This is a genomic window from Lysobacter sp. 1R34A, assembly GCF_051217035.1.
Lineage (GTDB): Bacteria > Pseudomonadota > Gammaproteobacteria > Xanthomonadales > Xanthomonadaceae > Lysobacter.
In genome coordinates, this window is sequence record NZ_JBPKJP010000007.1 from 17920 (window position 1) to 40146 (window position 22227).

Genomic DNA, 22227 nt, shown 5'->3' on the forward strand with positions numbered 1-22227 from the left:
GCCGGGCGGCTGGAGGCTTCATGTATCGACACCGCGCCCCGTCGGCACGCCGGGCGGCGGCCTTAGAATCCTCATGACGGCCCATCGGACACCCTAGCGTGCCGATGGCGACTTCGCTCAAGCAAGGACAGGCCCGTGGCTTCCGACCCGAACGAGGCAGTTACCGGCGCTCTGCGCCTCCGGGTTTCGGACGGAGTCGAGATCCAGGCCACCGCGTTCGGCGCGCACGCCGTGTCCTGGCGATGCCAGGGCCGCGAGCGCCTTTACCTCAGCCCTCGCGCCAGCTTCGGTGCCGGCAAGGCGATCCGAGGCGGCATTCCAGTGATCTTTCCGCAATTCGGCGGACGCGGCAGCGGGCCGCGCCATGGATTTGCCCGCACTCGCCTATGGGAATCGATCCCCGCCCCACCGACGGGTCCGGGCTTGGCCTTCGGTCTGCGCGAGGACGACGAGACTCGCCTGCATTGGCCGCATCGGTTCGAAGCCGAGCTGGCTTTGCAACCCGGCGGCGACCGGCTGCGCATCGCCCTGACGGTCCGCAATGTCGACAATGCCGCTTTCGAATTCACGGTCGCGCTGCACACCTACCTGCGTGTGGCCGATATCGCGGGCACGCTGATCCATGGCCTGGAAGACCGGCCATACCTGGATTCGGCGGACGGCGGCAGACGGGTCGAGGCGACCGACGCCCCGGTGCGCTTCGAGGGCGAGGTCGACCGTATTTACATGGAGGCGCGCAAGCCGTTGCGCGTCACCGATGGCGACCAGCTGTTGCGCCTGGAAAGTACGGGCTTTGCCGACATCGTGGTGTGGAACCCAGGCGCCGTGCTGGCGTCCAGCCTGGACGACCTAGGCGGGGACCAATATCGGCGATTCGTCTGCGTCGAAGCCGGCAACGTCGTGAGCCCGGTCCGACTGGAGCCACGAACCGCTTGGACGGGCGTGCAGACCCTGGTCGTCGAGACGCGGGCGGGAATCTGACCGAGCCTCCCAATCCATCCCAGGGCTGCCTGTAAGGTATGGTCAGCTAGGGGCGGACAGCGGTGGAATGCCCGTTCGTTCAGGATCTTTCGACGATCGGCTTCGTTGAGCTGAGTGTGCCTCCCACACGTATGGATTCGATTGGGCATACCGCCAAGCCGCAGCCTCCCGAAACCTCGGCCGGGAGGCCGTCCGATAGCCGCCCGTGCCCTGTCGCGCCGCCCCACCCGCCTGCGCGACACCCCCGTCTCCGCTAGAATTGGCGGTTCTCGGCCGCTCCCGGCCCAGCACCCCCACAAGGAATCCCCGCACGATGAAGATCCTCGTCGGTTACAAGCGCGTGGTGGACTACAACGTCCGCATTCAGGTCAAGCCGGATGGCTCCGGCGTGGTCACCGACGGCGTCAAGCTGTCGGCCAATCCGTTCGACGAAATCGCCCTGGAAGAAGCCCTGCGCCTGCGCGACAAGGGCATCGCCACCGAGGTCGTGGTCGCGACGATCGCCCCGGCCGACGCCCAGGCGCATCTGCGCAACGGCCTGGCCATGGGCGCGAACCGCGCCGTGCACGTGGTCTCGGACCAGCCGATCCAGCCGCTGACCGCCGCGCGCGCCCTGCTCAAGCTGATCGAGAAGGAACAGCCGGACATCGTCATCCTCGGCAAGCAGGCCATCGACGACGACGCCAACCAGACCGGCCAGATGCTCGCCACGCTGTGGGGCCGCCCGCAGGCGACCTTCGCCTCCAAGCTCGAAGTCCAAGGCGGCAAGGCCACGGTGACCCGCGAAGTCGACGCCGGCCTGGAGACGCTGGAAATCGATCTGCCGGCGGTGGTCACCACCGACCTGCGCCTCAACGAGCCGCGCTTCATCAAGCTGCCGGACATCATGAAGGCCAAGAGCAAGCCGCTGGAGACCATCGCGTTCGCCGATCTCGGCGTCGACACCGGCGACACGCTCAAGACCACCCATTACGCACCGCCGCCGAAGCGCAGCAAGGGCGTGATGGTCAAGGACGCGGCCGAACTGGTCGCCGCACTCAAGGCTAAGGGGTTGCTGTGATGAGCAAGGTTCTGATCGTCGCCGAACATCTCAACGGCAAGCTCAACGCGTCCACCGCCAAGTGCGTGTCGGCCGCGCAGGCGCTGAAGCCGGACGCCATCGACATCGTCGTGCTCGCCGCCGAGCCGGCCGAGGTCGCCGCCGAAGCCGCGCAGATCGCCGGCGTCGCCAAGGTGCTGACCGTCGCCAACGCCGCCAACGCCGACGCGATCGCGCAGGTGCTCGCACCGCAGCTCGCCGCGCTGGCCAAGGGCTACAGCCACGTGTTCGGCCCCAGCACCACCTTCGGCAAGGACCTCATGCCCTGCGTCGCCGCCCTGCTCGGCGTCGCCCAGGTCTCCGACGTCATGGCCGTCGAAGGCAGCCACACCTTCAAGCGCCCGATCTACGCCGGCAACGCCATCGTCACCGTCGAAGCTCCCGCCGACCACACCGTGGTCGCCACCGTTCGTACCGCCTCGTGGCCGGAAGCGGCAAAGGGCGGCGGCGCCGCAGTCGAAGCCGCCATGGTCGAAGCGAGCCTGCCGACCCACACCCGCTATGTCGGCCTGGCCGCGGGCAAGTCCGACCGTCCCGACCTGCAGAGCGCCAAGCGCGTCGTCTCCGGCGGCCGCGGCGTGGGCTCGGCCGAGAACTTCAAGATCATCTTCGACTTCGCCGACAAGCTCGGCGCCGCGGTCGGCGCCTCGCGCGCCGCGGTCGACGCCGGTTACGTGCCCAACGAGATGCAGGTCGGCCAGACCGGCAAGATCATTTCGCCCGAGCTCTATGTCGCCATCGGCATCAGCGGCGCGATCCAGCACCTGACCGGCATCAAGGACGCCGGCACCATCGTCGCGATCAACAAGGACGGCGAGGCGCCGATCTTCGAAATCGCCGACATCGGCCTGGTGGGCGATCTGTTCAAGCTGCTGCCGGAGCTGGAAGCGGCGCTGGGCTGAAAAGCACGCCGCGGTTAAGGGCTTGCAAATGCAAATCCGGTAGCACATCCATTCCTACTGGGACTCACTGAGGACTCGCACGATGAGCATCCGAACAATCTGCGCTCCGCTACTGATCAGTCTGGCGTGCGTGTCCGCATGCAATAAGCGGCCACCGCAAGGAGAGGACAGCGCTATCGATGCCGCTTCCTCGACCCCAGCCGAGGAAACCACAACGGCGCCAAGTGAACCGCTTCAGATCCTAGAGTCCCAAGCCGTGCGTCCCGCAACCGCCAGAACGCAGTCGGAGCAGGCAACGACCGCCTGCTCCTTGGATAGCATTGATAATCCAGATGCAGGCTCGAATCCCGTACTGAAAAGAAGTCAACCGCATATTTTCCGCGGTTGGTTTGTCGACCAAACCACACATCAGGGACCCGGCAGTTTTCTTCTCGTGTTCAGGTCGGTCGACCAAGCCTTTGAACTGGAAGCAAATACTCAAGTCACTCGTGCCGATGTTGCCGCATTCCTGAAACTACCCGGCATCAAGACCCCTGGCTATAACGTACAGGTGCCACTTGCAACGTTGCCGACAGGTCGTTATGACGTTGAACTTGCATTTTCCGCAGCCGATAAGTTGTACCTCTGTAAAACCGGACGTACCGTAACCCTGGCCGATTGACGCCTTGACCTCCGAAAAACGCCCGAATCCTTCATTGATTCGGGCGTTCTTTTCAGCTACTTCAGCTACGAATCATGCGTACGAGTGAAGCAGGAATCACTCGCTTCGCGATGGCGAGTAACGAGGGGTGAGCTTTCAGCCAAGTTTCAATGCCGGTCTGCCTATGGTCTCCGGTAGGCGTCGGCGGTGCGCCGTCAAAATGGGAGATCATCTCCTCCTGCTGCTCCCAGGGATGAGGAATCATCGCCTGAAGCGCGGGATGCTTGCGATAATAACGCCGCCAATCGGCCGGAATCTTGCGCCCATTGGGAAAATGTTCGTAATAGCCGACCACACCGTCTGCGTTCGCCAAGCGGCTTAGTTCCGAGGTATACCAGCTGGTCATATCCTGCAAGCACGCATTGCTACCATCATGCTTGCTGAGCATCTGAACATGCGTACCGATATCGAATCCGGAAAAATGATAAAAACGTAGCGGATAGATTTCATTAACTGAGATCTCTCCGTCAGTACCGCGACCGACACGGCGGTAGTAAAGATTCCAAGTCGCGACGTTATACGACGGCAACCGCATGATGTTCAGCGTCGAAAAAAAACACGGCGCTAGATCAATCCACTTCTGGTCGGTGAATAGCCCGCGCTGATTGTCGTCGTAACAATAGTCACGGCATCTGTCCAGCCACCACTGCAAGAATGCGGGGCCTTCGCCCTGATCGGTCAACGCGAGAAAGCCTAAATTGAAAACCCCATGACGCAGACAGCCCAGCATTTCTCCGTCGTGCAGGTCGTCAACATCCTGAGCTGGCACAGACACGTGCGGAGTAAGCGTCACCGGATGACGCTCCATATCCGTCTCTAACTCGCTCATGCGCGAGTAAACGACCGTATCAGGGTCCAGATATACAACGTTCTTGAAGCCCTGCTTAAACAGCTTTCTGAAAGCGAACGGCTTCACAGCGGTACATAGTTCGACGACTGTGTGATCGAACAGCCAGGCGTCAATATTTTCAACCTCGATTCCAAGATCCTCAGGCATTAGCACCTGATCGAAATCAGAGTAATCGAGCGACGGATGCTTGCGGTCGCTTAGCATCAGCACCATCCTCGCCTCCGGATGATGCTTACGAACGGATGCCGCCAGGATACGGGCCTTGGGCAGGTATCCATTATTTATGGACGTAAAGATGCATTCAATCATTTTTATGCCTTAGGAAATTTCTGGCTCGCTGCGCGATTGTCCATAGACCGACGGCAGACAATCCGCTCTTAACAATATGACGCCATTGCCTGGAAAAACTGCTCCTATCCAGCTGAATCCGCAAGGCCACGATTTCACTTTTTAATGCCGCAATCTGATGTTGCAATTCAGTGTTTTGATTCTTCAGCAAGACCGGATCGGTAATGCTCCATTGACTGGAAATTCCCGAGACTGTCTGTTGGTAGAATAAGTCCTCGTCCGACGGCCGACTAGTATCCTGATACCACGGCAGATGAAGCGCGGAGTAAGGCGGCGCGGTGCGAATCGAGCGCCACCAGCGCTCCTCTTCGCAATAAATCCCGGGCCTATACAGCGCGAACGTTGTATCGATCGCGCCCTCGTAGTTTCCGTCTTCAAGCTTATGTTCCCAGAACGGCAGTTCCCACTCGATCACTTGCTGCTTGAAGGCGTAGGTATCCGGTAAATCGTCGATCTTCAAAGACAATCCGGCCTTCGTATGCCTGGGATACTTATCGAGCAGCTCGCCTAATACTTCGACAATGTTGCCGGGACAATCGGGACTTGGCACTACATCGCAGTCGGTCAGAATGTATCGGTGCCGGTCTATAATTTCACGGAACCGGCCGGATTTCCACAGCGCCAGATGGCCAAGATTTGTCGACAGCCTTTCGACGCGATGCGGCGAAGCATCCAGATACTCAAGCAAAGGCGGGTATGTCGATGCGTTATCCAGAATTATGATATTCCGAAAATCGAGACGTTCAAGCGAATCCACCAGCGCCTTCAAATACTTCAACCGGTTATACGAAACAATAAAAACTGGGACATTATTATTCGCATCCATACAACCCCCTACCGCTCACCTGACACCCACGAGATCGAATCCCTGCGAGAGCACCAATGAGCCGAAAGCCCGCTCGAAAATGTGCTCCAGCCCTCCCTCTACTGCGAGGCTGTCCAAATCGAAGTCGCTCAAGCTAGGCGCCTTGGCGATCAAGCCAGCTAGAGTCGACGCTCTGACCCAAAACATCGTACCAGCGACGAAAGGTAACCCGGGCACTGCATCTAGCTCCCTGCACACGCGCTCGTACAAGTTCGCATTTATGTCAGGCGCGTTCGTTATGAATTGACCCGCCCCAAGCATCCCAACGGATGGATCGGAATTGAATAACGACAAAACCGCTGCAGCCCGGGCAGCGCTACCGGCAATCGGACCAATGATCAATCGACGCCATTCATCCCCATCGGAGATCTTGGTACCGAACAAATGGGAAATCGCCTCGAAGTAAGATTCTGGATTATTGCTCTTCTTAGAGTGAAGCTTCAATACATAATCACAATCCAACAAGCCACACTCGGCAACGGCGTGAATGAATCCGCCCACATCCTTGCCCCTATTGGGCATCTGGGCGACGATGACCTCGTCGCAGTCTCCCCTAACGCCTGACAAATACGGTTCTATATCGTCGATGGTCCAAGGTCCGGTGATGACCAACTTGCGAACACGCCCGACATTGCGAACATACCCAAGAAGCTCTTCAGCTAAGTCGAGATAATAGAGATGAAGATGAACGTTGACTCGGACACCCGTGTCGGCACCAAGCCGCACATCCTCATCCAAAACAAGCTCACGAACTTGGCCAATCGCCGGCCGCCCTCTCGTCTCGCGAAGGAGCTCAACTGGGCTCAACAATTCCCACGTCACTGGTCGGCGACCACGCGCAGCATCCCAGATCTGGGTTAATTTGGGCTTGGAGTAGTATTGGTCGAGCGCCCATCGGACTTGCCGTGCCATGGCGTCCAGATCCTCTCGCAGGCGCCGCTGTATCGCCAAGTCATCACGCAATTCCGAGTTAGCCTGGGAAAGCTTTTCAATAGTGCGAACTAGCGACGTAATGCTTTCAACACCTGACTGAGACCGATTCGAGCGCTGCTCCGAAACATCGCAGACCAATCCGTCAACCGGTGACGAGCCGGCCCGCGTCAGTGCGCTAGTGCCGCGGCTGGCTGCTGACTCCAGGGCAGCGATCAATTTATCCATCTCCAGTCGCTCCTGTCGTCGCGCCTCGCGCAACTCGTCAAGGCTGCGAGCCGTAACGTCTCGCTCCCGTTCAATCAGCGCCTGGCGTTGCACCAAAAGCGCCTGAAGGCGATCGCGGTCGTCTCTCAAGCTGTCGAGCTCGACCTCAAGCTCTCGGACGCGCCCCACTAACGTTTCGGCCTCCCGAGTCTTAGCCTCGCGCTCCTGCTCGATTATTCGCTGACGCTCGACCAGAATGCTCTCAAGGCGATCCCGGTCGTCTGTGATGGCTTTTTCCGACGCTGCAGCGCGCGCCGCCTTGTCGGACATGAAGCGACGGAGCAGACGCTCGTGCCGATGCAGACTTAGCATCAAACCGTCCGGAACATGGAAGTACCGCCTCTGCAGCCGACGCGCGATTTCCAGTGCTTCGAGCGCAGCCACGGGCATTCCGCCCAGAATCGTATTGCTCCCATGTAACCGATAATCAAGCAAGCGTTCGCGTACGTAGTGGACGCGCAAACCTTCCTCCAGCATGCAACGCATGACGAAGTCCCAGTCCAGGTTATAGCGATAAGGCCGGAACGGACCTATGCGCTCCCAAACTTCACGATTGAAGAGAAAATTGGAGGTCGATACCGTCAAATTTCCGTACAACAATCCATCGCTTAGCCCATGCTGCGCAACTCGATCACGGTAACGCTGGATGAGAGCATTCCACCAATGTGACGAATTTTCCTCTACTTGGCCGTCATCATCGATCAACTGAACATCGGTAAATAGAAAATCCGCCCGCGCATTGGCCGCCTCTCTAAGCATGCGCTCGAGGCGCCGCGGATGCCATCGGTCGTCTGAATTGAGCGCGGCGAGCCAAGCTCCGCCGGCAAGCTCGATGCCGCGGTTGAGCGCGGCGTGTGAGCCCTGATTGTCCTGCCTATAAACCCTGATACGCTCATCCTCCGCAGCAATCTGCAGAGCGAGTGCGTGCGAGCCATCCGAGGAACCATCATCGATTATGATGATCTCAATTTCACGAATGGTCTGAGCCCGGGCGCTTGCGAGCGCCTCGCGAAGGTAGCGCTCGTGATTATAGGAAGGAATGACAACACTGATCAGAGGCTCAGACATCAGGCCCCCTCCGAATCCAGCACTTCGGTCCAGAGTCGTAATCGCTCATCGTCATCGGTCTGCAACTTTCGCGGAGTGTCGCTGAGGCGAGCCTTGAGAAGATATTGAAAAACTTTCGCTGTCGGATGATCGGCGAGTGCATTGCGGATGGAGTCCGGAAGCTTTACCCAATATGGAAAGAAATGCTCGTGCGCGCCGGGAGCATCTACCGTCTCTCGGTGGAAGACTTCGAAACCGGACTCGTTCAACAGCCGCTCCAACGTGGCCCAAGTAAAAAAGCGCAGGTGCGTGCTGTCCAGTATTCCGGTCGGACGATAGTCGAAAGCCCCTCTCAACAGCTCGGCAATAACGCCCGCATGCCCGATGTTTGGGACCGATAGCACAAGCTCGCCATCAGGCGACAATAAGGACCGGATGTGTCGCAGTATCGCACCGGGATCGCGAAGATGTTCGATCACGTCCGAAGCCAACACAACGTCGAACGTATGATCGCCGAGCGACGTCAGCCAAGCGTCATTCTCGATATTCTCGAGAAGCAACCTTGACAACCAAGGCCTGGCGGCTTCGGCGCTCGCCGCATCCAACTCTATGCCAACGACTGAGCATCCATTTGCGTGGAGCACTCGAGATATGACGCCGTAGCCGCAACCAAACTCAAGAACCGTGCGCCCTTTTCCAACCATACGCACGATACGTGCAGCTGTACTGCCGTCGTTAGGATCGAAGCTGTAGTCATATGGAGAGATACTCTCGGACATCAGGATTTCTCCTCCAAAAGCACGTCCAGCATCGGAATGCCAATCAATCCTGTGGAAGTGCTAGTGGCAACAGAACGCACCAGAACCACGTCATGCCCCCAGTGCAGTTGCCGATGGTCGACCCCATTACCGTCAGCAATAGCGACATCGAAGCTGTAATCACCCTTCGGCAGAATCGGCATTGGAAACAGGAACGACGCCCGCATACCACTACCACCAGCCACGCTGACTGGAGTCTCGGCGTAACTGAGATAGGTATTGTCGCCAAACAAGGTCTGCCCCAAGGAATCCTTGAGGAAAAAACCCACAATTGGACTTTCGATACGGGATTGCGCATATGCGTTAACGACCAGGCGAACCATTTCGCCTCCGACCACCCAGGACAAAGGGTGCCCCTCTTCGTCTTCTAGATGCACGTCCGTCAGTTCGACTCCTCCTTCGCCGAATGATGCCGACACTGCATTCTTCGTAGCAAAAGAAAATACTTGCAGATCGTTGCGTAGTGGCTCTTGCGTCAATAGTTCACGCCGCTGATCGCGCCATTCGCGGACTTCCGTCGTCTTGCGGCTTGAGCTGGCTCCGGAAGCCTCTTTCCGGGTGCTGTTGAACAATGATGCCAGGTACTTTTCGGACACCGATTTGGCATCGCCTACGGCCCGTACAACTCCGCCCTCCAACCACAAAGCGCGATCGCAAAGACTGCGCACTGCAGAAGTGTCGTGACTGACAAAAATCAAGGTGCCACGCTCTTTGAAATCACGCAGGAATCGCATGCACTTTTGTGTGAACTGCGCATCGCCCACCGCCAAGGCCTCGTCGATCACGAGGATGTCCGCATCCACGTGCGCGATCACTGCGAACGCCAGACGCACGAACATGCCGCTCGAGTAAGTCTTGACAGGCCGATCAATAAAGTCACCAATTTCGGCAAACTCTATGATCCTCGGCAGACGCTGTTCGATTTCGGTGCCCGACAATCCATAGATGCCACCGCTCAGAATCGCATTCTGACGCCCGGTGAATTCTGGATTGAATCCCGCACCCAACTCCAGCAGCGCGGCTACGCGGCCCACGCATTCGACCCGACCGGAAGATGAATTTAACGTACCGCAGAGGATCTGCAGGAGGGTGGATTTTCCTGAGCCGTTCTTGCCTATGACACCGAAGGTCTCCCCTCTGCCAACCTCAAACGATACGTCATGCAGCGCCCAGAACTCACGATAAAACCGCTTGTGCCCACGGAATAGGGACTGCCAGAGGCGATGAATGGGCGCCTCGTACATGTGATAGCACTTCGAGACCCCTTCAACACGGATAGAGTAGTCAGAGGACATCGGCGAACCCCGCGCGCGATTTCTCAAACAGCCAATAACCGAACAAAGCGACTGCCACTGCTATGCACATATAGATCCCGAGCACTTCGAAATCCGGCATGTAACCGAACATCAGAACCTCCCGAGCCTGCTGCATTGGCACGGTAAGCGGGTTAAACTTTATGTAGCTATGCACTTTCGCCGGCAATGCGCTAATCGGATAGAACAAGGGCGAAAGAAACATCGTTGCACTCACCAACAACGTGACCACCTGATTCACGTCTCGCACGTACGTCCCGACCGCCGCCATGATCCACGACAATCCGAGCACCAACACCGCGAGGGGAGCAACTACGACCGGAAACCAAAGCGCTTCCCACGTAATGGGAGACTTAAGCAGCAATGCCATACCCAACAGAACCAGAGTCGCCACACCCGCATTGAACAGAGCCGCGCCGAGCTGGACGATTGGAAGGATCTGCAGCGGAAAAACCACTTTCTTCACATAGTTGGCGTTATTGATTACCAAGGTCGGAGCACGGGTCACGCATTCGGCAAAAATATTGAACATGATCAAACCGACGAACAGGGCGATTGTAAAATTTCCCTGACCTACCCCCGTATCCGCCCACCGGCTTTTGAACAATGTTCCGAAGACCAGGTTGTATAACGTCAATAGCAGCAGATTCTGAATGATGTACCAGTAGAGTCCGCCGTATGACCCTTTGTATCTGGAAGCGATCTCACGCTTTATCAGCTCCCAAAGCAGGCTTCTGTTCCTGCTCAGCACAGACAGCATTAGTTAGCTCTCCACAAAACGGCGTATTGCGCCCTTAGTCTTTGACGACGCGAAACGCCAGATTTTCGAATGGGTAAAAGAATAGCCAGGTTAGCGGCAACTCGGGCATTTATGATGCCAGCGCGCGCTGGAGCTCAACTCGTAGATCTTGCACATCCTCGACCCCTACACTCAGGCGCACCAGGTTGTCGGTGATGCCCAGGACGGCGCGGCGGTCCGGCGGGATCGAGGCGTGGGTCATTACCGCCGGGTGGTTGACGAGGCTTTCCACGCCGCCGAGCGATTCGGCGATGGTGAACAGTTCGCAGCGCTCCATCATCCGGCGCGCGCCGTCGAGGCCGCCCTTGACGTAGAGGCTCACCATGCCGCCGAAGCCGTGCATCTGGCGCTGGGCGAGCTCGTGCTGTGGGTGCGACTTGAGGCCGGGATAGATCACTTTCTCGACCGACGGATGGGTCTCGAGCCATTCGGCCAGCGCCTGCGCGTTTTCGCAGTGGGCCTTCATGCGCAGGTGCAGGGTCTTCAGGCCGCGCAGGGCAAGGAAGCTGTCGAACGGGCCCTGGACCGCGCCGACCGCGTTCTGCAGGAAGGTCATGCGCTCGGCGAGATCGGCGTCGTCGCCGACCACGGCGATGCCGCCGACGATGTCGGAATGGCCGTTGAGGTACTTGGTCGCCGAGTGCATGACGATGTGCGCGCCGAGTTCGAGCGGCCGCTGCAGGATCGGCGAGGAGAAGGTGTTGTCGACCACCACCACCAGCCCGCGCTTGCGCGCGATCGCGGCGATGGCGGCGATGTCGACCAGTTTCAGCAGCGGGTTGGTCGGGGTCTCGATCCAGACCAGCTTGGTCTCGGGACGGATCGCGGCTTCGAATGCGGCGACGTCGCTGAGGTCGACCCAGCTGAAGTCCAGCCCGGCGGAGCGGCGGCGGACGCGCTCGAACAACCGGTAGGTGCCGCCGTAGACGTCGTCCATTGCGATGACGTGGCTGCCGGCATCGAACAGTTCGAGGATGGTCGAGGTCGCGGCCAGTCCGGAGGCGAAGGCGTAGCCGTGGCTGCCGCCCTCGAGGCCGGCGATGCAGCGCTCGTAGGCGAAGCGGGTCGGATTGTGGCTGCGCGAGTACTCGAAGCCCTGGTGCTGGCCGGGGCTGCTCTGGGCATAGGTCGAGGTGGCGTAGATCGGCGGCATCACCGCGCCCGTGCTCGGGTCGGGCGACTGACCGGCATGGATCGCGAGGGTGCCCAGGCCGAGCTTGCGGGCCCCATCTTCCGGCTGATCATGGCTCATTGAATCCTCCCGCTTGCTACAGTGAAGTAACAAACAAGCATATCACTGACCATATGCAACGAGATGGATCGAGCGGAGTAATGAGCCTGGGCTGAACAGCCCTGCCATGGCATGGACGTTACAGAACGCTCATGTCGACATTCAAACCAGCCGCCCCTCAATTCCTTTCAACTTGCATACTCCAATGAGTTCGTGTCGCGAAGCGGAGAAGCTTCGTCGCAAGCCCTTGGGCAAACGTGGACTGTTTTTTTCGGAACACTCCGACCGTATCACCCCAGTGGCTGCTGTCGAAATCCGCATGCGGCTCCCAATCGGTGCTCACCTCGACAAGCTCACAGCCACCGAACTTGGCCAACGCCCGATATCCGTCCGGATAGAATCTCCAACAGTCCTGGGGATACCGGTGCTCGGGCCCGCGCGAAGGAGCGATTAGGAATATTCTCCCACCAGGCTTGAGCACACGAAGCATTTCCAACCAGCTCATCCAGAAAAATTCAACATGCTCGAACGCCTGACCTGAAATAACCAAATCGACCGAGTTTGAAGCCATAGGAAGCTCGTAAGGCGAACTCAATACGACATCCACCCCCGGCCCTGCCTCCAAATCGATGCCGACGTAATTCCAACGCGGGTTTCCGAATAGCGTGCGATAAGAGCCATTTACGTCATAAGAGCCTATATCTATGACTGAAAAGGACTGGTCTCGATCAAGGTATCGAGTAACGAGATCTTGCATGTGCTCGTACGAACTAAGGTGCACTTTAAATTCCTTTGATATTCCTAACACAAGCCCGGCATTCAAGCCGAGCGCAGATCAGGCACCTCACCTAAAACACCCGATGCTAACCAAGCATATAGCGAGGCTGAAAACAACCCAATACAGCCGATATCGGTGACGTCGCGAACCCTTGGGAAAGATTTTAGCCATCCCGATCTGAAATTTGTGAACACCTCTGATGCGCTAGGCGAATGAATAGACCCAGCAAATGTAGGGCGGCACAAAGCACCGTCGAATTAGCAAATTCAGTCTCATTGAACCGCCCGCATAGATTGCCTTCTTACTGCACCCGGCGGCGCAGGAAATTGAGCAGGTCGATGCGGGTGATCAGGCCGAGGAAGCGCTCGCCGTCGACGACGATGGCGACATGGCCGCGGTCGAACACCGGCAGCAGCGATTCGATCGGCTGATCGACCGGGATCTTGTCGAGCTTGCTGACCATGGCGGTCGAGACCGGGTCGCGGAAGCGCGACTCGTCGCCGTACACGTGCAGCAGCACATCGCTTTCATCGACTATTCCGACGATGTGCTCGCCGTCCATGACCGGCAGCTGCGAGACGTCGTACAGCTTCATGCGCTGATAGGCGGTCACCAGCAGGTCGCCCGGGCCCACCACCACGGTGTCGCGCTGCGAATACGGGCGCAGGATCAGGTCCCGCAGGTCGCCGTGCTGCTCGCGCTGGATGAAGCCGTTGTCGAGCATCCAGTAGTCGTTGTACATCTTCGACAGATACTTGTTGCCGGTATCGCAGACGAACACCAGCACCTTCTTCGGCTCCGTCTGCTCCTGGCAGTACTTCAGCGCTGCCGCCAACAGGGTGCCGGTCGAGGAGCCGCCCAGGATGCCCTCTTTCTCGAGCAGGGCGCGCGCGGTCAGGAAGCTTTCCTTGTCGCTGATCGCATAGGCCTTCTTGACCCGGGTGAAGTCGGAGATCGGCGGCAGGAAGTCCTCGCCGATGCCCTCGACCATCCAACTGGCCGACTTGTCCGAAAGGGTGCCGCGGTTGATGTATTCCTCGAGGATCGAGCCGACCGGGTCGGCCAGGACCAGCTCGGTCTTGGGCGACAGCGTGGCGAAGGCGCGCGACAGGCCGGTCATCGTCCCGGAGCTACCGCAGCCGAACACGATGGCGTCGAGCTCGCCGCCCATCTGTTCGAGGATCTCCGGGCCGGTGCCGAACTCGTGCGCGGCCGGATTGTCGGGGTTGCCGAACTGGTTGATGAAGTAGGCGCCGGGGGTCTCGCGGGCGATGCGCTCGGCGAGGTCCTGGTAGTAGTCCGGGTGGCCCTTGGCGACGTCCGACCGGGTCAGTACGACCTGCGCGCCCATCGCCTTGAGGTTGAAGATCTTCTCGCGGCTCATCTTGTCGGGCACCACCAGCAGCAGCTTGTAGCCCTTCTGCTGGGCGACCAGAGCCAGGCCGATGCCGGTGTTGCCGGCGGTGCCTTCGACCAGGGTGTCGCCGGGCTTGATCTTGCCGGCCTTCTCGGCCGCTTCGATCATCGACAGGCCGATGCGGTCCTTGATCGAACCGCCGGGGTTCTGCGATTCGAGCTTGAGATACAGCTCGCAGACGCCGGTGTCGAGGCGCTGGGCCTTGACGATCGGGGTCTGGCCGATGAGTTCGAGTACGGAGGAATGAATGGCCATGCGAATCCTGTGGGCCGCGACCATGCGGCGGACCCGGCCATTCTAGCGAGGCCTCGGCGGACTGCGCTGCCGCTGCACGCGCGTTCGCGCGGATCGCGGGCGCCGGTTTCGCGCGCGGGAGCGCTTGGGCGCGCGGGAAACAATGGCTATCGGAGAGGTCGGTAGCCGCGGGCGGTGGCGACCGACGAGGATGGCCGCCACCGCCCGCGCTAGACCTGGAGCCGTCGACCGCGGGCGGGTCGGGGTCCATACGATCGGCGCCGGCACTCTCCTTGCCGACGAGCACCGCACCGGCGTCGCGCCGATGCCGCCTGGATCAATGCTGTTGGTCGTACAACTGGGTCAAGCGGTCCTTCGCAGCCAGCTTCTCGCGCTTCATCTGCCCCAGGGTGGTGTCGTCGATCGGCAATACGCCGAGCTCGGCGTCCATGACCTTTTTGTCGAGGTCCTTGTGGCGCTGGTAGAGCTGTTTGAATTCCGGATTGCTCTTGATGAGCGCGTCGATTTCAGGCTGCGGTTGTTCTTCGAACATGAAAGCCTCCTTCAGCACGAATGCAAACGCCCCGGCCGTCGGACCAGGGCGTTGCGGGGACCGTGAGGTTCGTCAGGCGCGGTGCGGCGCTCGTTTCACGCAACCGGGCCGCATGCGGATGTGCGGCGGCGGGGTCCTGCGGAAAGGGCGTATCGGTCATCGGCCTGGCTCTTCGCCAAGCGGTCGAAGAACCGCTTGGGTATCTGACCCTACTCCTGTACCCGGGATCCGGCAAGGCCGTCTGCAACCGTTTTCAGGGTTGGGACAGGCAGGCTCCCGGTGACTCCAGATCGGCCGCAACGCATTGTTTTATTTTATATTTTTTGCGAAATCCGCAAACATGAACAGCCGCGGACGGTGGGCCGGCAAAACTGCGGCCGCGGGCCCCGCCGTTCGTCGGAAGCGCAGCCGCCCGATACGGCAAGACGGTTCCGGAGGCAAGCGCGGGCACCGGCGGCGGCGCCCAGGACCACCGCTGCGGATCACAGGCCCGGCATCGGGCCGGGCGGGGCCGGATTACTTCTTCTTCGGCTTGGGCTTGGCCGGCTTCGGCGGAGTCGGGGACTGGCCGAGCAGCTCGGCTTCCTTGCGCGCCAGCTCGGCGTCGCGCTCGCGCGCGGCGCGCAGCTTGGCGGCCTGCTGGTTGGCGACGTTGTCGAGCAGGCCCTCGGCTTCCTGGCGCGCCAGGGCTTCCTGGTCGGCGGCCTGGCGCAGGCGTTCGGCTTCCTCGGCCTGGATCTGGGCCTGCACGCGCAGGCGCTCGGCCTCGGCGCGGGCGCGGTCGGCGTCGCGGCGGCTGGCTTCGACCAGCAGCTCGCTGCGCTCGCGGTCGAGGCGGTCGACCTCGCGCTGGGCCAGCTGGGTGCGGGTCACGACCTCGGCGGTCTCGACCCGGCGGTCGGCGATGCGCAAGGCCCACTGGCGGTCGCGGCTGCGGGCCTGACGCACCGCATCGATCGCCTGGCGCGCGCGCAGGCGCTCGAAGGCGCCGTAGGCGGCGGCGTCCGGATTGGCCTCGATCGCGGCCACCCGCTGGGCGAGCCGGGCGACCTCGGGGTCGTCGGCCGGCGCGGCGAAGGCCAGGCCGCAGGCCAGGCACAGGGCCAGCGCAGACAGGCGGATAACGCGAAGACGCGCGCTCATCGGTCGGCTCCCTGCAGGCGATTGCGCAATTCTGCGATCTCGGCCCTGCGCTGGTTGAGTTCGGCCTGGGTCAGGGTCTCGCGGCTGTGGGCATAGGCCAGGTCGGCCTCGGCCGCGGCCGCGAGCGCCATGCGACGGGCATCCTCGTCCTTGCCCTGCGACAGCGCGGCCTGGGCCGCGCTCAGCGCGGTGCGCGCGGCATTGAGGTCCTGCGGCGCGTATTGGTCGGCGTCGGCGTCGGCCGCGCGCATCACCGCCTGCTGCGCGGCGGACAGTTCTCCGGTCGGCGGAGGCGTGGAGGCGCAGCCGGCCAGCCCGGAAGCGAGAACTGCGGCCAGCAGCGGCAATCGAATTTGTGCGAAGCTTGCGGTCATTGGGGAGCGCCGTACGGAAGGGATGTCGCACGGACATTGTCGGAAGCCGGCAGCGTGCTTGCAACGGCGCGCGCCGTCAACAAGGGGTGTGAATGCATGGACATCGGCTATTTCCTGAAGCTGATGACGGAAAAAAACGCGTCGGACATGTTCCTGACGACTGGCGCGCCGGTGTACATCAAGGTCGAGGGTCGACTGTACCCGCTCGGCAATACCGGTCTGCCCCCGGGCATGGTCAAGAAGATCGCCTACTCGTTGATGGACGAGGGCCAGGTGCCGCTGTTCGAGCGTGACCTGGAGTTGAACATGGCGCTAGCCCTGCCCGACGCCGGCCGTTTCCGCATCAACGTTTTCAAGCAGCGCGGCGAAGTCGGCATGGTCATCCGCGCCATCCGCAGCATCATTCCGAGCATCGAAGAGCTGCAGCTGCCGCAGGTGCTCAAGCAGATCATCATGGCGCCGCGCGGCCTGGTCCTGATCGTCGGCTCGACCGGCTCGGGCAAGTCGACCACCCTGGCCTCGATGATCGACCACCGCAACAGCAGTACCGCCGGGCACATCCTCACCATCGAGGACCCGATCGAGTACCTGCACAAGCACAAGAAGTCGATCGTGAACCAGCGCGAGGTGGGCCTGGACACCCATGCCTTCCACAACGCGCTCAAGAACGCGATGCGCGAAGCGCCGGACGTGATCCTGATCGGCGAAATCCTGGACGCCACCACCATGGAGGCGGCGATCGCCTTCGCCGAGACCGGGCACCTGTGCCTGGCGACGCTGCACTCCAACAACGCCGACCAGACCCTGGAGCGCATCCTCAACTTCTTCCCCGAGGCCGCGCACAAGAACGTGTTGATGAACCTGGCCCTGAATCTCAAGGCGGTGGTGTCGCAGCGCCTGGTGATCGGCGTCGACGGGCGCCGCTTGCCGGCCGCGGAAATCCTGATCAACACCCCGCACGTGCGCGACCTGATGCGCCGCGGGCAGGTCCACGAGATCAAGCAGGCGATGGAAGAGTCGCTCGAAGAAGGCATGGAGTCGTTCGACCAATGCCTGTTCCGCCTCTACAAGGAGGGCCGGATCGAGATGGAGGAAGCGCTCAAGGCGGCCGACTCGCGCGACGGCCTGGCGCTGAAGTTCCGCCTGTCCGAAGGCGGCACCGGCGAGCACGACCCCTACGCGGACATGTACGACGCGACCGCAGCGCACTAGGCAAGCAGTGTGTGGAGCGGCGTGAGGAACGAGTAAAGCGTTCCGCGGCAAACGGGTCCTTCGGGACCCGTTTTGCTTTTGGTGCAGGTCGGCTGGAGAAATCAGTGGAGAGGAACGAGGAGCGAGTAAGGACAGGCGCGGCGACTGCCTTGCTCTTGCTCACTCCGGTAAATTCACTCCTCGAATCACCCGGGAGGCCGATCCGGCTGGTTCTCCGGCCGCGCCGCGTCGAACTCCGGCAGGGCCAGGCAAGCCGCTTCGATCCGCAGCAGGGTCGGGAAGTCCTCGAGGGGCACGCCGAACCGGCGCGCGTTGTAGAGCTGCGGCACCAGGCAGCAATCGGCCAGACCGGGCAGGTCGCCGACGCAGAAGGTGCCGGTGGCCTCGTCCCCGGCCAGCATCGTCTCCAGCGCCTTGAAACCCTCGCAAATCCAGTGCTTGATCCAGCCGTCGCGCTCGGGCTGAGGCACGTTCCAGGTGCCGTCGAGGTACTTCAGCACGCGCAGGTTGTTGAGCGGGTGGATTTCGCAGGCGATGGTCTGGGCGATCGCGCGCACCCGCTGGCGCTCGCGCGCGGTCGTCGGCAGCAGGTTCGGCCGCGGCCAGGTCTCGTCGAGGTATTCCAGGATCGCGATCGACTGGGTCAGATTGCGCTGGCCGTGCTGCAGCACCGGCACCAGGCCTTGCGGGTTGAGCTCGCGATAGGCGGCGGCGTGTTGTTCGCCGCCGTCGCGGACCAGGTGGACCGGCACGATCTCGTAGTCCAGGCCCTTGAGGTTCAGGCCGATGCGCACCCGGTAGGAGGCGCTGGAGCGCCAGTACGAATACAACCGTAATTGTTCGCTCACCCGGATCCGCCTCGCTTGCCTTGCCCGATCGGCAGGACGCAAACCTTACCGGCTGCGCCCCGCGGTCGGACGACCTCTCGTCGTACCCGCCGATGCCGTCAGGCGGAAGGTCGCTCCATGCGCTGCTCGATCGCGCCGAAGATGCTGCGGCCTTCGGCGTCGAGCATCTCGATGCGCACGGTGTCGCCGAACTTCATGAAAGGCGTCGACGGCTTGCCGTGCTCCAGGGTCTCGACGGTGCGCTTCTCGGCGAAGCACGACGCGCCCAGGCTGGTGTCCTCGTTGGCCACCGTGCCCGAGCCGACGATCGTGCCGGCCGACAGCGGCCGGGTCTTGGCGGCGTGGGCGACCAGCTGGGCGAAGTTGAACTGCATGTCGATGCCGGCTTCCGGCGCGCCGAACCACTCGCCGTTGATGTGGGTCAGCAGCGGGCGGTGAACCTTGCTGTCGATCCAGGCCGGGCCGAGTTCGTCGGGGGTGACGAACACCGGGCTTAGCGCCGAGCGCGGCTTGGACTGCAGGAAGCCGAAGCCCTTGGCGAGCTCGTTCGGGATCAGGTTGCGCAGGGACACGTCGTTGACCAGGCCGATCAGCTGGATGTGCGCGGCCGCCGCCTCCGGCGTCACCGCCATCGGCACGTCGTCGGTGACGATCACGACCTCGGCTTCCAGGTCGATCCCGTAGTCCTCGCTGACCACCCGCACCGGATCGCGCGGGCCGTAGAAACCGGCGCTGACCGCCTGGTACATCAGCGGATCGACGTAGAAACTCTCGGGCACCTCCGCGCCGCGGGCGCGGCGCACGCGCTCGACGTGCGGCAGGTAGGCGCTGCCGTCGACGAATTCGTAAGCGCGCGGCAGGGGCGCGGCCAGGGCGGAGAAATCGACCTCGAAGGCATCCGCGGCGCGGCCCTCGTTGAGCGCGTCCGACAGCGCGTTGAGGCGCGGCGCGGTGTTCGACCAGTCCTCCAGCGCGCGCTGCAGAGTCTCGGCGATGCCGGTGGCGCGCACGGCGCGGGTCAGGTCGCGCGAAACGACGATCAGCGTGCCGTCGCGGCCGCCTTCCTTCAGGGATCCGAGTTTCATCCAGGCCTCGATGTCGGTGCAGGGCGCCGCAGCGCGATGGTTTCAATTGTAACCACTCGCGCGCCGGTTATCACCGGCCGCGGCGTTCCAGCGCTGAATCCGGGCGCCGGCCGCCTGTCGCGCGGGGTTCCCCGGGGTCTGCGGACGCCGTGCGGGTCCCGCGCAGCCTACCGCGAAAAAAACTTTAGCGGCCGTGATGGGTCCGGCCGCCGTTTGCCGGTTTGTTGAGTTAAGCGCGGCGTGGTCACGCCCGGGTTCGCCGGGGCAGGCCCAGCCAGGTCAACGATCCAGGGATCGGGTTGAGGGCACGTCCCTCTGCGACCGCGTGATTCCTCAATCATGCCTTTGGAGTTCCTCATGAAACCGCAATCCGCTCTCGTCCTGCGCGCCCTGCCCGCCGCCCTCGCCCTGTGGTTCGGCGCCAGCGCCGGCGTCCACGCCCAGGCCCTCACCATCGACGTGGTCAATCCGATCAAGGACGGCCGGGTCCTGTTCGAGGCGATCGGCCCGGCCCAGGTCGGCGGCGCCAAGCAAGGCCGCGTGTCCCTGCGCATGGGCATCCGCAACGACGATTCCGTGCCGCTGACCATCACTAAGGTCGAGATCCTCGACCAGCTCGCCTCCAACTTCCTCGCCCCGGTGCAGATCGACCCCGGCAAGACCTACGCCTTCCAGAACTGCAAGTGCGACTACTTCAATGCCGATCCGGACGCGCCGAAAGTGCCGTCCTCTTATCCGATCGTGATCACCGCGCCCTACCCGAGCATGGTCAAGATCGCGGTCTACGTGCAGGGCTACCGCAACCCGGTGATCAAGAACCTGTCGTTCGCGCCGGGCACCAACAACGACGGCCCGTTGCGCTACCCGGGCAAGATCACCGACCTGCGCGCCAACGAAGCCTGGCAGACCTCGAGCAACCACCCCGGCGGCAGCCAGGCCTTCGGCCTCGACACCAGCGTCACCGGCTGGACCGGCAGCACCTGGGACGCCAAGCGTCCCGGCGCCGACCCGAACAAGGCCGAAAGCCAGCGCGCCTACGGTCTGCCGCTGTACGCGATGGCCGACGGCATCGTCTGCAGCGCCCTAAACGACTTGCCGGAATGGAAGAACTATCCGCGCGTCAGCAAGGAAATCGAACCCGAACCGATCGCGCCGAGCACCGGCCAGTACTCGGCCGGCGGCAACTACCTCAAGATCAAGACCGGCGACGAGATCGCCCTGTACGCGCACATGCAGCCCGGTTCGATCCCGGCCGAGCTGCTGGTGCCGGGCGCGACGGTCAAGCAGGGCCAGTACCTGGGCAAGGTCGGTTATTCCGGCAAGTCCAGCGGCCCGCACGTGCACGTCCACGTGACCCAGGAAAGCACCAGCACGCCCTGCGACGGCAACGACCTGCGTCCGCGCCCGATGACCTTCGCCCAGATCCAGAGCCTGACCTGGGGCGAAGCCAAGGCCATGGCCGCCGCCGACAGCATGGACCCGAGCGACTGGACCCAGCTCAGCAACCACTCCGCGCCGCATCCCTACAGCCTGATCTATCCGTCCAGCACCGCGTATCCCTTCGACGCCGCCGAAACCGACGCCAAGACCTTCCTCGGCGTGTGGAAGGCGAGCAGCGAGATCGAGCTGCGGGTCAATCGTCCCAACTGGACCGCGTTCACCCAGAAGTGGTCGGAACTGTCGGCCGACGGCTTCCGCCTGGAACAGGTCGAGAACTACGTCGAGAACGGCGATCGCCACTTCGTCGGCGTGTACAAGCGCGGCAGCGGCGCCGGCGCGCTGTACAACTTCGACAACTGGGACGACTTCACTGCCAAATGGAAGGAGCTGTCCGACGGCGGCCAGCGCCTGCTCGACCTGACCACCTACCTGAGCGCGGGCAAGCGCCACTACGTCGGCGTGTTCCGCGCCGGCAACGGCAACGCCGGGCTGTGGAGCCACACCGGCTTCAGCGCCTTCGCCAATCAGCGCGAGATCGCCAAGGGCCTGGGTCTGCGCCTGATCGACATGGAGAGCTTCGACATCGGCGACGGCCAGCGCCAGTTCATCGGCGTGTACCGCGAAGGCACCGACAACCACGCCCTGTGGCGCTCGAACAGCTGGGCCGCGTTCACCAGCAAGTGGGACGAGCTCAGCGACAACGGCCTGCGCCTGATCGACGTCGACAGCTTCGTCGAGGACGGCGTGCGCAACTACGTCGGCGTGTTCCGCGCCGGCAGCGGCGGCTACGCCCTGGAAGCGGTCAAGGGCTACCAGTCGCTGTACCAGTCGGCCGAGAAGTACGCGACCAAGGGGCTGCGCCTGGTCGACGTGCAAGCGGTCGAGTGAGCGGCGACGAGCGCATCGGCAGGACATCGCCGCGGTAGCGTCCTTGCCGCAGCGAACCGACACGCCGCCTTCGGGCGGCGTGTCTTTTTGCACAGATGGGTGTGT

At 62.0% G+C, this 22227-nt stretch carries 20 protein-coding genes; 6 read left to right on the forward strand and 14 right to left on the reverse strand.

The window, feature by feature from the left end; genetic code table 11:
- The first annotated feature begins 135 nt into the window (after positions 1–135).
- The 4 genes from ACSAMQ_RS04060 to ACSAMQ_RS04075 all read left to right on the forward strand — a co-directional run bounded on the left by ACSAMQ_RS04060 (position 136) and on the right by ACSAMQ_RS04075 (position 3643).
- Complete coding sequence (locus ACSAMQ_RS04060; protein ID WP_435394412.1) at positions 136–981, forward strand: D-hexose-6-phosphate mutarotase; 846 nt, start codon at positions 136–138, stop codon at positions 979–981.
- Between the two features lie 313 nt (positions 982–1294).
- The gene (locus ACSAMQ_RS04065) at positions 1295–2041 is read left to right on the forward strand and encodes an electron transfer flavoprotein subunit beta/FixA family protein (RefSeq protein ID WP_435394413.1); all 747 of its coding nucleotides are present in this window, start codon (positions 1295–1297) and stop codon (positions 2039–2041) included.
- Positions 2041–2982, forward strand: coding sequence for an electron transfer flavoprotein subunit alpha/FixB family protein (locus ACSAMQ_RS04070; protein ID WP_435394414.1), 942 nt, complete (start codon positions 2041–2043; stop codon positions 2980–2982). The genes ACSAMQ_RS04065 and ACSAMQ_RS04070 overlap by 1 nt, the downstream gene beginning before the upstream one ends.
- Before the next feature lie 310 nt (positions 2983–3292).
- Complete coding sequence (locus tag ACSAMQ_RS04075; RefSeq protein WP_435394415.1) at positions 3293–3643, forward strand: hypothetical protein; 351 nt, start codon at positions 3293–3295, stop codon at positions 3641–3643.
- Between the two features lie 61 nt (positions 3644–3704).
- On the opposite strand, the gene ACSAMQ_RS04080 is transcribed toward ACSAMQ_RS04075, so the two are convergent.
- From ACSAMQ_RS04080 to ACSAMQ_RS04135, 12 genes are all read right to left on the reverse strand, one after another.
- Positions 3705–4841 (reverse strand): hypothetical protein, encoded by a 1137-nt coding sequence (locus ACSAMQ_RS04080; protein WP_435394416.1) that lies wholly within the window; start codon positions 4839–4841, stop codon positions 3705–3707.
- Positions 4834–5706: a hypothetical protein gene (locus ACSAMQ_RS04085; RefSeq protein WP_435394417.1), complete on the reverse strand. Its 873-nt coding sequence runs from the start codon at positions 5704–5706 to the stop codon at positions 4834–4836. Before ACSAMQ_RS04085 ends, ACSAMQ_RS04080 begins: the two co-directional genes overlap by 8 nt.
- Positions 5707–5721: 15 nt before the next feature.
- Positions 5722–8010 (reverse strand): glycosyltransferase, encoded by a 2289-nt coding sequence (locus tag ACSAMQ_RS04090; RefSeq protein ID WP_435394418.1) that lies wholly within the window; start codon positions 8008–8010, stop codon positions 5722–5724.
- Complete coding sequence (locus ACSAMQ_RS04095; protein WP_435394419.1) at positions 8010–8768, reverse strand: class I SAM-dependent methyltransferase; 759 nt, start codon at positions 8766–8768, stop codon at positions 8010–8012. Before ACSAMQ_RS04095 ends, ACSAMQ_RS04090 begins: the two co-directional genes overlap by 1 nt.
- Complete coding sequence (locus tag ACSAMQ_RS04100; RefSeq protein WP_435394420.1) at positions 8768–10051, reverse strand: ABC transporter ATP-binding protein; 1284 nt, start codon at positions 10049–10051, stop codon at positions 8768–8770. The genes ACSAMQ_RS04095 and ACSAMQ_RS04100 overlap by 1 nt, the downstream gene beginning before the upstream one ends.
- 40 nt (positions 10052–10091) lie before the next feature.
- A complete protein-coding gene (locus ACSAMQ_RS04105; protein ID WP_435394421.1) occupies positions 10092–10880 on the reverse strand; it encodes an ABC transporter permease in 789 nt (262 codons plus the stop codon).
- A 109-nt stretch (positions 10881–10989) separates the two neighbouring features.
- A complete protein-coding gene (locus ACSAMQ_RS04110) occupies positions 10990–12171 on the reverse strand; it encodes a cystathionine gamma-synthase (RefSeq protein WP_435394422.1) in 1182 nt (393 codons plus the stop codon).
- A gap of 157 nt (positions 12172–12328) precedes the next feature.
- Entirely contained in the window at positions 12329–12907 is a 579-nt protein-coding gene (locus ACSAMQ_RS04115; RefSeq protein WP_435394423.1) for a methyltransferase domain-containing protein, read from the reverse strand.
- A gap of 322 nt (positions 12908–13229) precedes the next feature.
- On the reverse strand, positions 13230–14600 hold the full coding sequence (locus tag ACSAMQ_RS04120; RefSeq protein ID WP_435394424.1) for a pyridoxal-phosphate dependent enzyme: 1371 nt from the start codon (positions 14598–14600) through the stop codon (positions 13230–13232).
- Positions 14601–14916: 316 nt separating this feature from the next.
- Positions 14917–15132, reverse strand: a complete 216-nt coding sequence (locus ACSAMQ_RS04125) for a YdcH family protein (protein WP_435394425.1) — start codon at positions 15130–15132, stop codon at positions 14917–14919.
- 516 nt (positions 15133–15648) lie between these two features.
- Positions 15649–16275 (reverse strand): hypothetical protein, encoded by a 627-nt coding sequence (locus ACSAMQ_RS04130; RefSeq protein ID WP_435394426.1) that lies wholly within the window; start codon positions 16273–16275, stop codon positions 15649–15651.
- On the reverse strand, positions 16272–16649 hold the full coding sequence (locus ACSAMQ_RS04135; protein ID WP_435394427.1) for a DUF4398 domain-containing protein: 378 nt from the start codon (positions 16647–16649) through the stop codon (positions 16272–16274). The genes ACSAMQ_RS04130 and ACSAMQ_RS04135 overlap by 4 nt, the downstream gene beginning before the upstream one ends.
- 96 nt (positions 16650–16745) lie before the next feature.
- On the opposite strand from ACSAMQ_RS04135, the gene ACSAMQ_RS04140 reads away from it, so the two are divergent.
- Entirely contained in the window at positions 16746–17861 is a 1116-nt protein-coding gene (locus ACSAMQ_RS04140; RefSeq protein WP_435394428.1) for a PilT/PilU family type 4a pilus ATPase, read from the forward strand.
- A gap of 185 nt (positions 17862–18046) precedes the next feature.
- On the opposite strand, the gene maiA is transcribed toward ACSAMQ_RS04140, so the two are convergent.
- Together maiA and ACSAMQ_RS04150 are read right to left on the reverse strand one after the other, a co-directional pair.
- The gene (maiA, locus tag ACSAMQ_RS04145; RefSeq protein WP_435394429.1) at positions 18047–18709 is read right to left on the reverse strand and encodes a maleylacetoacetate isomerase; all 663 of its coding nucleotides are present in this window, start codon (positions 18707–18709) and stop codon (positions 18047–18049) included.
- Between the two features lie 98 nt (positions 18710–18807).
- Complete coding sequence (locus ACSAMQ_RS04150; protein ID WP_435394430.1) at positions 18808–19794, reverse strand: fumarylacetoacetate hydrolase family protein; 987 nt, start codon at positions 19792–19794, stop codon at positions 18808–18810.
- Between the two features lie 357 nt (positions 19795–20151).
- Here ACSAMQ_RS04150 and ACSAMQ_RS04155 point away from each other — a divergent pair, with 357 nt between their 5' ends.
- Entirely contained in the window at positions 20152–22122 is a 1971-nt protein-coding gene (locus ACSAMQ_RS04155; protein WP_435394431.1) for a M23 family metallopeptidase, read from the forward strand.
- Positions 22123–22227: the final 105 nt, after the last annotated feature.

Bases quoted from the DNA above. Each gene is read 5' to 3' on its own strand.
- ACSAMQ_RS04130 (WP_435394426.1), bottom strand. From the start codon at position 16,275: ATGAGCGCGCGTCTTCGCGTTATCCGCCTGTCTGCGCTGGCCCTGTGC.
- ACSAMQ_RS04070 (WP_435394414.1), top strand. From the start codon at position 2,041: ATGAGCAAGGTTCTGATCGTCGCCGAACATCTCAACGGCAAGCTCAAC.
- ACSAMQ_RS04135 (WP_435394427.1), bottom strand. From the start codon at position 16,649: ATGACCGCAAGCTTCGCACAAATTCGATTGCCGCTGCTGGCCGCAGTT.
- ACSAMQ_RS04105 (WP_435394421.1), bottom strand. From the start codon at position 10,880: ATGCTGTCTGTGCTGAGCAGGAACAGAAGCCTGCTTTGGGAGCTGATA.
- ACSAMQ_RS04110 (WP_435394422.1), bottom strand. From the start codon at position 12,171: ATGAGCCATGATCAGCCGGAAGATGGGGCCCGCAAGCTCGGCCTGGGC.
- ACSAMQ_RS04080 (WP_435394416.1), bottom strand. From the start codon at position 4,841: ATGATTGAATGCATCTTTACGTCCATAAATAATGGATACCTGCCCAAG.
- ACSAMQ_RS04100 (WP_435394420.1), bottom strand. From the start codon at position 10,051: ATGTACGAGGCGCCCATTCATCGCCTCTGGCAGTCCCTATTCCGTGGG.
- ACSAMQ_RS04115 (WP_435394423.1), bottom strand. From the start codon at position 12,907: ATGCAAGATCTCGTTACTCGATACCTTGATCGAGACCAGTCCTTTTCA.
- ACSAMQ_RS04120 (WP_435394424.1), bottom strand. From the start codon at position 14,600: ATGGCCATTCATTCCTCCGTACTCGAACTCATCGGCCAGACCCCGATC.
- ACSAMQ_RS04065 (WP_435394413.1), top strand. From the start codon at position 1,295: ATGAAGATCCTCGTCGGTTACAAGCGCGTGGTGGACTACAACGTCCGC.
- ACSAMQ_RS04140 (WP_435394428.1), top strand. From the start codon at position 16,746: ATGGACATCGGCTATTTCCTGAAGCTGATGACGGAAAAAAACGCGTCG.
- ACSAMQ_RS04125 (WP_435394425.1), bottom strand. From the start codon at position 15,132: ATGTTCGAAGAACAACCGCAGCCTGAAATCGACGCGCTCATCAAGAGC.
- ACSAMQ_RS04150 (WP_435394430.1), bottom strand. From the start codon at position 19,794: ATGAAACTCGGATCCCTGAAGGAAGGCGGCCGCGACGGCACGCTGATC.
- ACSAMQ_RS04090 (WP_435394418.1), bottom strand. From the start codon at position 8,010: ATGTCTGAGCCTCTGATCAGTGTTGTCATTCCTTCCTATAATCACGAG.
- ACSAMQ_RS04095 (WP_435394419.1), bottom strand. From the start codon at position 8,768: ATGTCCGAGAGTATCTCTCCATATGACTACAGCTTCGATCCTAACGAC.
- ACSAMQ_RS04085 (WP_435394417.1), bottom strand. From the start codon at position 5,706: ATGGATGCGAATAATAATGTCCCAGTTTTTATTGTTTCGTATAACCGG.
- ACSAMQ_RS04155 (WP_435394431.1), top strand. From the start codon at position 20,152: ATGAAACCGCAATCCGCTCTCGTCCTGCGCGCCCTGCCCGCCGCCCTC.